This is a genomic window from Bergeriella denitrificans NBRC 102155 (assembly GCF_001592185.1).
Lineage (GTDB): Bacteria > Pseudomonadota > Gammaproteobacteria > Burkholderiales > Neisseriaceae > Neisseria > Neisseria denitrificans.
Genome location: NZ_BCWL01000072.1, coordinates 1 through 9,438 on the forward strand (window position 1 = coordinate 1; position 9,438 = coordinate 9,438).

Below are 9,438 nucleotides of genomic sequence, written 5' to 3' on the forward strand. Positions count from 1 at the left end.
GGGCGAGCCAACGCAGTAGCAGGATTTAAGTTCTACGACTATAAGTTCTACGACTATATGTAAATAAAAATTAACGATGCCTTTATAACCAAATTTCAGATGAAATTCAATATCCAATCCTGCGTTTAATATATTAATTTTTTCAATGCGGCGCATGCGGAAAAATGATGGCGGCGGCAGAGTATCGGCAGACTTGTGCTACAATCGCCTTCTAACCAATATACCGTCAGGCTACCGGCATGACGATGCAAGACAACCATCAGGAAAGGACACACCATGCGGATGCTTCACACCATGCTGCGCGTCGGCAATCTCGAGCAGTCTTTAAACTTCTACCAAAACGTATTGGGCATGCAGCTTTTGCGTCAACACGACTATCCGGAAGGCCGCTTTTCGCTGGCATTTGTCGGCTACGGCGACGAAGCCGATCATACCGTGATTGAGCTGACCCACAACTGGGATACCGAAAGCTACGATTTGGGCAGCGGCTACGGCCACATCGCCATCGAAGTGGAAGATGCTTATGCCGCCTGCGAGCTGGTGAAACAGCGCGGCGGCAAGGTAACGCGCGAAGCCGGCCCGATGATGCACGGTACCACCGTGATTGCTTTCGTGGAAGACCCCGACGGCTACAAAATCGAATTTATCCAGAAAAACAGCGGCAACGATTCGGTTAAATACGATAAATAAGCCGCATCACAGCAAAAAAGCCGTCTGAAAAACGTAATTTTCAGACGGCTTTTTTATGCGGCAGATTTATTTCTTCGCGCGGTTCAATTTGGCGGTAGCCGCTTTGTCGAGCGCACAGCCTTTAAACAGCACAACATTGTTTTCCGTTTGGCGGCCGTTCACATTAACCACCATGGCCTGCGTCAGCATACGGCCGTTGACCTTGGTAACATTGGCCGCATCGGCGGCTTCGGTTGTCCAGGAAATGCCGTTGCCCCAGAACGCATTGGCGCCCGATACATTGCTCACGCGGAACAGACCCGGGGTCAGGATATCTTTATATTTTACCTGCGCCACAACTACGTCTTTGCCCTTGATGCCGTACATCACATTCAGCGTTTCCGCGCCGCATTTGTAAACCGCTTCTTTGGTTGCATCCACATTGTCCACCCTTACCGTAGGCGGCGCGCTGACCAGTTGCGCCTGTGCGGCAGGCTGGACGGGCTGCGTTTTTTGCGCGCTTTTCTGCGGCGTGGTGCTGCTGCAGGCAGACAGGGCGGCAGCCGCCAATACGGCCGGTACAATCCATTTCAAACGGGTATTCGTCATCATCGCTCCTTTATGGCTGTTACGGAATAGGCACTACCGCAGCAACGGCAGCCACTTGTTTTCACTTTAACAGAAAACAGTTGAAAAAAAGCAAAGCTGCTTGAAATCAGGTAAAAATACGCCAAAACTCGGAGAAACCGCCGCCCGCAGGCCGCAGGGCTTTGGTTTTCAGACGGCCTTATCCTATAATACGCATTTTCTATCCGCATTTAAAAGGAAACCGCATGGCCGCCTCGCCAGAAGCCAAATTCACCGAAGAGCAGGTATTGTGGGTCAAACACCATACACCGAAACTGATGACCTTCGCCATCAGCCGCCCCGAGTCCTACCGCTTTGCCGCCGGGCAGTTTTCCCGCCTCGGCTTTCGCGACGGCGAGGGCTTTATCTGGCGCGCCTATTCCGTTGTCTCCGCCGAATATGCCGACACGCTGGAATATTTCGCCGTATTGATCGAAGGCGGGCCGATGTCGGCCAAATTCGCCGCCATGCAGGCGGGCGATACCGTGCTGCTGGATAAAAACGCCACCGGCTTTTTGCTGCCCGAGCGTTTCCCCGACGGCAAAGACTTGGTGATGCTGTGCACCGGCTCAGGCATCGCCCCGTTTTTATCCATCTTGGAGCAGCCCGAAATCTGGCAGCGCTTCGAACGTCTGGCGCTGGTTCACTCCGTATCCTTTACCGAAGAGCTGATTTTCAACGAGCGGCTGGCCGCCCTGCGCGAACATCCCTTGATTGAAGAATATTTCGACAAATTCCGCTTTATCCCCGTCACCACCCGCGCCGAAACCGCAGGCGCATTAAACCTGAAGCGCATCCCCGAATTGCTGACAAGCGGCGCACTGTCCGAAGCCTTGGGCTACGGTTTCAACCAAGCCGATACCCGTTTTATGGTCTGCGGCAACCCCGCCATGGTCAAAGACACCTTCCAAGCCCTGCTGGACTTGGGTTTCGCCATGCACCGCAACCGCGAGCCCGGGCAGATTATGATGGAAAACGGGTTTTAAAAGATTTTCTGACTATAGCTATATATGAAGATTCAAGCCGGGCGGTTGCCCCGGCTTTTTATTTTCCAGAGGGATGTCCTGCTTTCTTTGAAAATATCCGCCAAATCAACGCTTTTCTTTTGGCATGAAAACAGTTATAATAAGGAAATTTTTCAGATTTCACGAAAAATGGCCACGGGGCCATTTTTTTGTTTTTGTACTTTGGAGCAGCATGGATATTCAACATATTTTGGATAAGACTTTGCCGGGTTTGGGCTACGAGCTGGTGGATTTCGAGCTGACGGCGCAGGGCGATTTGCGCGTGTTTATCGATAAGGAAGGCGGAATTACCGTTGAAGACTGCGCGACGGTCAGCAATCATCTGAGCCGCGTGTTTATGGTGGAAGACATCGATTACAAGCGCCTGGAAATTTCCAGCCCGGGCTTGGACCGACCGCTGAAAAAAGCCGCCGATTTCGTGCGCTTTGCCGGCGAGCAGGCCAAAATCAAAACCCGCCTGCCGATTGAGGGACAAAAAAATTTCATCGGTCGCATCGAAAAATGTGAAAACGATGTGGTCACCATATCGTTCGACGGCAAAACCGCCGAGATTGAAATCGGCAATATCGACAAAGCCCGTCTGCGCCCCGAATTCAAGTTTTAAAAACAAATATTCTATGGAGATTCTGAAATGAGTCGCGAAATGTTGCAGTTGGCCGAAGCCTTGGCCAGTGAGAAAAACGTAGAAGCGGAAGTGGTATTCCAAGCCTTGGAGTTTGCCTTATCGACCGCAGCCAAGAAAAAGGCCGACCGCGAGCATATGGATGTGCGCGTGGAAATCGACCGCGATACCGGCGAATACCGCACCTTCCGCCGCTGGCTGATTGTGGCGGATGAAGATTACACCTATCCCGATGTGGAAAAAACCATCGAGGAAATCCAAGAGGAAATCCCGGGTACGACCATCCAAATCGGCGAATACTACGAAGAGCAGCTGGAAAACGAAGGTTTCGGCCGCCAAGCTGCGCAAACCGCCAAGCAAATCATTCTGCAACGCATCCGCGATGCCGAGCGCGAGCAGATTTTGAGCGAGTTCTTGGCCAACCGTGAAGACATCATTATGGGTACGGTTAAGCGCGTGGAGCGCCACGGTACGATTATCGAAATCGGCCGTTTGGACGCCCTGCTGCCGCGCGACCAAATGATTCCGCGTGAGAATTTCCGCAACGGCGACCGCGTGCGCGCGCTGTTTTTGCGTGTGGACGAAATCGGCAATACCGGCCGCAAGCAGGTGATTTTGAGCCGTACTTCCGGTGATTTCCTGACTAAGCTGTACGAACAGGAAGTGCCTGAAATTGCAGACGGCCTGCTGGAAATCCGCGAAGTTGCCCGCGATCCGGGCCAACGCGCTAAAGTGGCGGTGAAAGCCAACGACCAGCGCATCGACCCGCAGGGTACCTGTATCGGCGTGCGCGGCTCGCGCGTCAATGCGGTGAGCAACGAATTGTCGGGCGAACGCATCGATGTGGTGCTGTGGTCGCCGGAAACCGCGCAGTTTGTGATTAACGCGCTGTCGCCTGCGGAAGTGACCCGCATTCTGATTGATGAAGACAAGCATTCGGTTGATGTGATTGTGGCCGAAGACCAATTGGCGCTGGCCATCGGCCGCGGCGGCCAAAACGTGCGCCTGGCATCGGATCTGACCGGCTGGCAGCTGAATATCATGACTGTGGCCGAAGCCGATGAGCGCAATGCGGCCGAAGATGCGGTTATCCGCAACCTCTTTATCGAGCATCTGAATGTGGATGAGGAAACCGCCAATGTATTGGTACAGGAAGGCTTCGCGACTTTGGAAGAAGTGGCTTATGTGCCTGTATCCGAGCTGCTGGAAATCGACGGTTTCGACGAAGATACCGTGGAAGCCCTGCGTAACCGCGCGCGCGATGCCGTCTTGACGCTGGCCATCGCTTCCGAAGAGAAGCTGGAAGATGTATCCGAAGATATGCGCAACCTTGAGGGCGTCGATTCCGATATGCTGCGCGATTTGGCGCAGGCCGGCATCACAAACCGCGACGATTTGGCGGAGCTGTCGGTGGACGAGCTGATTGAAATTACCGGTGTGACCGAAGAAGAGGCCAAGCAAGTGATTTTGGCCGCCCGCGAACATTGGTTCACCGAAAACAACTAAGGGGGTAATAGATGAGTAACACAACAGTAGAACAATTTGCCGCCGATTTGAAAAGACCCGTGGAAGATTTGCTGCAGCAGTTGAAAAGCGCCGGTGTGAGCAAAAGCAGCGGCAGCGACACGCTGACGCTGGAAGACAAAAAACTGCTCAATGCCTATCTGCAGAAGAAAAACGGCGTGGACAGCGCGCCCATCAGCATCAGCCGCACCAAAACCGAAGTCAGCACCGTTGCCGGTGTGAAGGTGGAAACCCGCCGCAAAAGCCGCGCGGTAACCATTCCTTCGGCGGAAGAGCTGGCGGCGGAAGCCAAAGCGAAAGCCGAAGCGCAGAAAGCCGCCCAGGAAGCGCGTGCGGCGGAAAATGCCGAAGCAGAAGCGGCCAAAGCGGCTGCCGAGGCTGAAGCAGAAGCCGCCCGTGCCAAAGCTAAGGCAGAAGCCGAAGCGGAAGCCGCCAAGTTGAAAGCGGCTAAAGAAGCCAAACCGGCTGCTGCCGAAGCCAAAGCAGAAGAAAAACCGGCCGAGGAAGCCAAAGCCGCGCCGAAAGCGGCCAAGCCGAAGTCGGAAAAAGCCGCGAAAGGCAAAGAGCCTGCCAAGGCCGCCGCTGCTCCGGCTGTACCGCAGCCTGTGGTGAATGCAGAAGAAGCCGAGCGCCGCGCCGAAGAAGAGCGCCGCGCCGCCGCTTTGCGCGCCCATCAGGAAGCCTTGTTGAAAGAAAAACAAGAGCGCCAAGCGCGTCGCGAAGCCGCTAAAGTACAGGCTGCCGCCGAAGCCAAAACCGCCAAGGAAGCCAAAGCCGCCGAGCTGCGTACCGCCAAGCCTTCCAAGCCGTCTGAAAAAGCCGCGCCTGCCGATACCGGTTCAGCCGCGCCGGCACGCAATAAAAAAGACGAACGCCACAACCGCGACGATATGGACGCACGTCCGCGCGGCGGTAAAGGCGGTAAAGGCCGCAATCAAGGCGCAGGTCATGACGACCGCGTGCGCGGCGGCAAGAAAGGCAAGAAACAGCTCAAGCTGGAGCCGAACCAACACGCTTTCCAAGCACCGACCGAGCCGGTGGTGCATGAAGTTTTGGTGCCTGAAACCATTACCGTTGCCGACTTGGCGCACAAAATGGCCGTGAAGGGCGTGGAAGTGGTCAAAGCCTTGATGAAGATGGGCATGATGGTCACCATCAACCAATCCATCGACCAAGATACTGCTCTGATTGTGGTGGAAGAGCTGGGCCATATCGGCAAACCTGCCGCCGCCGACGATCCGGAGGCTTTCTTGGAAGAGGGTGCGGAACATACCGATGCCGAGCAGCTGCCGCGTCCGCCGGTGGTAACGGTAATGGGTCACGTCGACCACGGCAAAACCTCGCTGCTCGACTATATCCGCCGCGCGAAAGTGGTGCAGGGAGAAGCGGGCGGCATTACCCAGCATATCGGTGCGTATCATGTGAAAACGCCGCGCGGCGTGATTACTTTCTTGGATACGCCGGGTCACGAAGCGTTTACCGCCATGCGCGCGCGCGGTGCGAAAGCGACCGATATCGTGATTCTGGTCGTGGCCGCCGACGACGGCGTGATGCCGCAAACCATCGAAGCGATTGCCCACGCGAAAGCGGCGGGTGTGCCGATTGTGGTTGCCGTCAACAAAATCGATAAGGATTCCGCCAATCCGGAGCGTATCCGCCAAGAACTGACCGCGCATGAAGTGATTCCCGACGATTGGGGCGGCTCGACCCAGTTTGTCGATGTATCGGCCAAACAGGGTATCAATATCGATGCTTTGCTGGAAGCGGTATTGCTTGAAGCAGAGGTATTGGAGCTGACTGCGCCTGCCGAGGCACCGGCCAAAGGCATTATCGTTGAAGCGCGTTTGGATAAAGGACGCGGCGCGGTGGCGACTCTGCTGGTGCAAAGCGGTACGCTGCGTAAGGGCGATATGCTGCTTGCCGGTACGGCGTTCGGTAAGATTCGCGCCATGAACGATGAAAACGGTAAGCCGATTACGGAAGCGGGGCCGTCGATTCCGGTGGAAGTTTTGGGCTTGTCGGACGTGCCGAATGCCGGTGAAGATGCTATGGTGCTGGCCGACGAGAAAAAAGCGCGCGAAATCGCCCTGTTCCGTCAAGGCAAATACCGCGATGTGCGTTTGGCCAAGCAGCAGGCTGCCAAGTTGGAAAACATGTTCAACAACATGGGCGAAAACCAAGCGCAGTCTTTGTCGGTTATCATCAAAGCCGACGTACAAGGTTCTTACGAGGCATTGTCAGGCAGTCTGAAAAAACTGTCTACCGACGAGGTGAAAGTCAACGTATTGCACAGCGGTGTCGGCGGCATTACCGAGAGCGACGTCAATCTGGCGATTGCTTCCGGCGCGTTCATCATCGGCTTTAACGTGCGCGCAGACGCTTCCGCGCGTAAACTGGCCGAAAATGAAAACGTGGAAATCCGCTACTACAACATCATTTACGATGCCATCGACGATGTGAAGGCGGCCATGAGCGGCATGCTCTCTCCGGAAGAGAAAGAGCAGGTGACCGGTACCGTGGAAATCCGCCAAGTCATCAGCGTATCCAAAGTCGGCAATATTGCGGGCTGTATGGTGACCGACGGCGTGGTCAAGCGCGATTCCCATATCCGCCTGATCCGCAACAACGTGGTCATCCATACCGGCGAGCTGTCATCACTCAAACGCTATAAAGACGACGTGAAAGAAGTCAAAATGGGCTTCGAGTGCGGCCTGATGATTAAAGGCTACAATGAAATCATGGAAGGCGACCAGCTCGAGTGCTTCGATATTGTCGAAGTAGCGCGTTCGCTGTAAGCCCCTAACCGGTCAAAGCCGTCTGAAAAAGCCGTTTTCAGACGGCTTTTTTGCGCTCGCCGTCTATGCGCAGCCTTTGTCGCTTTCGGTAAAATCAACTGGAAAAAGGCGGTAAAATATGCCATGATTGAGCGGTTGGCATTTTGCCGCCTGCAACTTTTTATTCAGTGAGTTCTGTTATGAATCAAGCATCCCCATTTAACCGGAACGCTCTAAGCGACCTGACCGATAGCTACGAGCGTCAGCAGGCTGCCATAGAAGCGTTTAATCAGGCAGTCGAAGCAGGTGATGACGACAGCGCGCGCGCCGTTTGCGAATTTGTGGTCAGAGATGAGGAGAGCTGCAATCTGTTCGGCGCAGGTTTCCAGATGCACTGCCTGACCTGGCTGACGCAGCATTTCCGCCAACGCTATGCCGAAAGTGAAGACGGCAGCGAAGAAGAAGCGCTTGCAATAGAAGGACTGATTGAATGCTTTTGGGAACACAAATGGATTGTCGCGCGCCTGCCGCTGGATGTGTCGTTGACGCAGGAAGATATTGCCAACGCCAACGAATTGCTGGCCGCTCTGCATGAAGAAGGGCATTTGGGCGCGGCAGCCGTGGAAAAATGTCTGATGCTGCAAAGCATCCACATGGGCGAGGCAGAAGCCGCACGCCGGCATTTTCAGGCATGGCAGAACGCCGCGGACGATGAAAGCAGCGATTGCGAAGCTTGCGAGCAAAGCAGCCTGATTGAGTATTACCATTTTATCGGCGAACATGCCAAAGTATTGGAATGTGCCGAACCGGTTCTTTCCGGTCATCTGATTTGCGGCGAAGTGCCGCATATCAGCTATGCGCCCGTAATCGACAGCATGATTAAACTCGGCCGCGAGCAAGAAGCCTATTCGCTGTTGCAGCGCGCGATGGAACACATTACCGAAGAAAACCAAAACTTTTCCTTCTTACTCGCGCCTTTGGCCGTACTGTGTTTCCGCTTGGGCAAGCATGAAGAGGCTGCCGATTTTATGGACGAATATGCGGAAGAAATGCACAACGCCGGTAAAAACAATGTCTTATATGGCTTGGACTACCTGCTTGCGGTCGCCCCCTTTAACGAAGACGCGCAAGCGGCCGCACGGGGCTTGGCCAAAGAGCTGGACGAGCGCAACGGCAACAGTCATTATCAAAGCACATTGGAATATTTATTCGGCCCGTCGGCCGTGCATTAAATGGAATAAGTTGTGGCGCAGGTTGATAACCGATTTGGCCGCCAAGCGGATTTTCAGACGGCTTGACTGCTTGTTGGTAAGCGTTGCCGACAGACCTAGAGTGGGTATCTTGATGCCAAAGAAAATCCCGTTCACGAACTCCTGCCAGAAAATGGCTTAATAAAAGGTTTATCCCAATCTATGACGGCAGGCCGTCTGAAATTTCTGAATGGTTAAAGTCAAGCAAGTAAATTTGGGGGTGCGATTGGGGGTATAAGCCAAGATATATAAAAACTAATTTATATAAATCAAATCATTAGGTATTCAATGCTACTCTTTATCGACAACTACGACAGTTTCACCTACAACATCGTGCAATATTTCGCCGAGCTGGGCGAAGAAGTAGTGGTGCGCTGCAACGACGACATCACGCTGGCGGAAATCGAAGCGCTCCGCCCGCAGTATCTCGTTATCGGCCCCGGCCCGTGTTCGCCGAAAGAAGCGGGCATTTCCGTTGCCGCCATGCAGCATTTTGCGGGTAAACTGCCGATTATGGGCGTCTGCCTCGGCCACCAAACCATAGGCGAAGCCTTCGGCGGCGACATCGTGCGTGCGCAAACGCTGATGCACGGTAAAGTCTCGCCCGTGCAGCATCGCGGCGTGGGTATGTTTAAAGACCTGCCCAACCCCGTGACCTGCACGCGCTACCACAGCTTGGTGATTGACCGCCACACGCTGCCCGACTGTCTGGAGGTCACGGCGTGGACGGAAGACGGCGAAATCATGGGCGTGCGCCACAAAGATTATGCCATCGAAGGCGTACAGTTCCACCCCGAAGCCCTGCTGACCGAACACGGCCACGATATGTTGCGGAATTTTTTGGAAGAATTTCGTTCATTCAAAGCCGCCTAGGCGCATTACTACAGATTTTCAGACGGCCTGTCAGCGGATAAAGCCGTACAGGCCGTCTGAAAAATCATCATCTT

General features: G+C 54.3%; 8 protein-coding genes. 7 read left to right on the forward strand and 1 reads right to left on the reverse strand.

All coding sequences use genetic code 11. From position 1 onward, the window contains the following. Positions 1-276 precede the first annotated feature (276 nt). Positions 277-690, forward strand: a complete 414-nt coding sequence (gene gloA, locus BDE01S_RS05470; RefSeq protein WP_066078391.1) for a lactoylglutathione lyase — start codon at positions 277-279, stop codon at positions 688-690. A 66-nt stretch (positions 691-756) separates the two neighbouring features. Here gloA and BDE01S_RS05475 read toward each other — a convergent pair whose 3' ends face one another. After that, positions 757-1,281 (reverse strand): ACP-like domain-containing protein, encoded by a 525-nt coding sequence (locus tag BDE01S_RS05475; protein ID WP_255265795.1) that lies wholly within the window; start codon positions 1,279-1,281, stop codon positions 757-759. 221 nt (positions 1,282-1,502) lie between these two features. On the opposite strand from BDE01S_RS05475, the gene BDE01S_RS05480 reads away from it, so the two are divergent. From BDE01S_RS05480 to BDE01S_RS05505, 6 genes are all read left to right on the forward strand, one after another. After that, positions 1,503-2,282, forward strand: a complete 780-nt coding sequence (locus BDE01S_RS05480) for a ferredoxin--NADP reductase (RefSeq protein ID WP_066078397.1) — start codon at positions 1,503-1,505, stop codon at positions 2,280-2,282. A 211-nt stretch (positions 2,283-2,493) separates the two neighbouring features. Beyond that, a complete protein-coding gene (rimP, locus tag BDE01S_RS05485; protein WP_066078400.1) occupies positions 2,494-2,925 on the forward strand; it encodes a ribosome maturation factor RimP in 432 nt (143 codons plus the stop codon). Between the two features lie 27 nt (positions 2,926-2,952). Then, positions 2,953-4,449: a transcription termination factor NusA gene (nusA, locus tag BDE01S_RS05490; protein WP_066078403.1), complete on the forward strand. Its 1,497-nt coding sequence runs from the start codon at positions 2,953-2,955 to the stop codon at positions 4,447-4,449. 11 nt (positions 4,450-4,460) lie between these two features. Further along, entirely contained in the window at positions 4,461-7,262 is a 2,802-nt protein-coding gene (gene infB / locus BDE01S_RS05495) for a translation initiation factor IF-2 (protein WP_066078407.1), read from the forward strand. 179 nt (positions 7,263-7,441) lie between these two features. Beyond that, complete coding sequence (locus tag BDE01S_RS05500; RefSeq protein ID WP_147283875.1) at positions 7,442-8,473, forward strand: hypothetical protein; 1,032 nt, start codon at positions 7,442-7,444, stop codon at positions 8,471-8,473. A gap of 306 nt (positions 8,474-8,779) precedes the next feature. Then, complete coding sequence (locus BDE01S_RS05505) at positions 8,780-9,364, forward strand: aminodeoxychorismate/anthranilate synthase component II (RefSeq protein ID WP_066078412.1); 585 nt, start codon at positions 8,780-8,782, stop codon at positions 9,362-9,364. Positions 9,365-9,438 lie beyond the last annotated feature (74 nt).